This window comes from Streptomyces anandii JCM 4720 (genome assembly GCF_014650655.1).
GTDB classification, from domain to species: Bacteria; Actinomycetota; Actinomycetes; order Streptomycetales; family Streptomycetaceae; genus Streptomyces; species Streptomyces anandii.
The window spans coordinates 4,878-5,802 of record NZ_BMVJ01000032.1; the positions used below are offsets into that span (position 1 = coordinate 4,878).

2 protein-coding genes and 1 pseudogene are annotated in these 925 nt (G+C 71.6%); 1 reads left to right on the forward strand and 2 read right to left on the reverse strand.

The window, feature by feature from the left end:
• Window positions 1-301, forward strand: a 301-nt coding sequence (locus tag IE249_RS39250; RefSeq protein ID WP_506367901.1) for an SCO5741 family PH domain-containing membrane protein, incomplete at its 5' end; no start/stop codon positions are given.
• Window positions 302-341: 40 nt separating this feature from the next.
• On the opposite strand, the gene IE249_RS32945 is transcribed toward IE249_RS39250, so the two are convergent.
• Together IE249_RS32945 and IE249_RS39255 are read right to left on the reverse strand one after the other, a co-directional pair.
• On the reverse strand, window positions 342-797 hold the full coding sequence (locus tag IE249_RS32945) for a tetratricopeptide repeat protein (protein WP_189710787.1): 456 nt from the start codon (window positions 795-797) through the stop codon (window positions 342-344).
• A gap of 11 nt (window positions 798-808) precedes the next feature.
• Window positions 809-925 (reverse strand): annotated as a pseudogene (locus IE249_RS39255) (4-hydroxy-tetrahydrodipicolinate reductase); the annotation flags it as partial.

Below are 925 nucleotides of genomic sequence, written 5' to 3' on the forward strand. Positions count from 1 at the left end.
GGGCGTGTGGGTCGGCTCCCGGGGGGTGCGCCAGGTGAGCTTCCTGGTAAGCCGTACGACGACGTGGGACCAGGTGGTGAACGTGCGGACGGCGCAGCAGCCGGTGCGCTGGCTCGGGCTGCCGCGCACGGTGCAGGGGCAGGCGCTGCTGATGACCCGCAGGGGCCGTGCGCCCGAGGACGTACCGCCGCTGCTGAGCACGCACAATGCCGACTTCATGGGCCGGCCGAGCGCCTTCGACCGGGCCGCGGACACGGTGGAGGCGTGGGCGGAGGAGTACCGCGGCCCCCAGGGCCGCTGACAGCTCGGCCGGCTCGCAGCGAGGACAACATGCCGGTGGGTCAGGCTGATTCGGGTTGCTCGGTGGCGTGGAGGGCGATCGCGCGTTGCATCGCCTTGCGGGCTCGGGGGGTGTCTCGGGCGTCGTGGTAGGCGATGGCCAGGCGGAACCAGGTGCGCCAGTCGTCCGGGGCCGCCTCCGTCTCGGCCTTGCGGCGGGCGAAGACCTCGTCGGCGGAGTCGCGGTCGATGCGCCCGCTGGGCGTGCGCTTCAGCTCGTCGACGGGCAGGCCGCCCTCGGCGTCGAGTTCGGCGGCGAGCCGGTTGGCGTCGCGGACGAACTGGGTGTTCTTCCACAGGAACCACAGACCGATCACCGGAAGGATCAGTACGGCGATCCCGAAGGCGACGGTCACGGGCGTGCCCGACTGGATGAGCATGACGCCGCGGCTGCCGACCAGGACGAAGTAGAAGACCAGGACGGCGGCCGTGACGAGGTAGGTGATCTTGGCGCGCATGGGGCTGGGGCTCAGTTCAGGTCGAGGAAGTGCTCCAGGCCGAAGGTCAGGCCCGGGGTGGTCACCACGCGGCGGGCGCCGAGCAGGATGCCCGGCATGAAGCTGCTGTGGTGCAGGGAGTCGTGGCG

Excerpts from the sequence above, each read along its gene's own strand:
- IE249_RS32945 (WP_189710787.1), bottom strand. The coding sequence starts at position 797 with ATGCGCGCCAAGATCACCTACCTCGTCACGGCCGCCGTCCTGGTCTTC.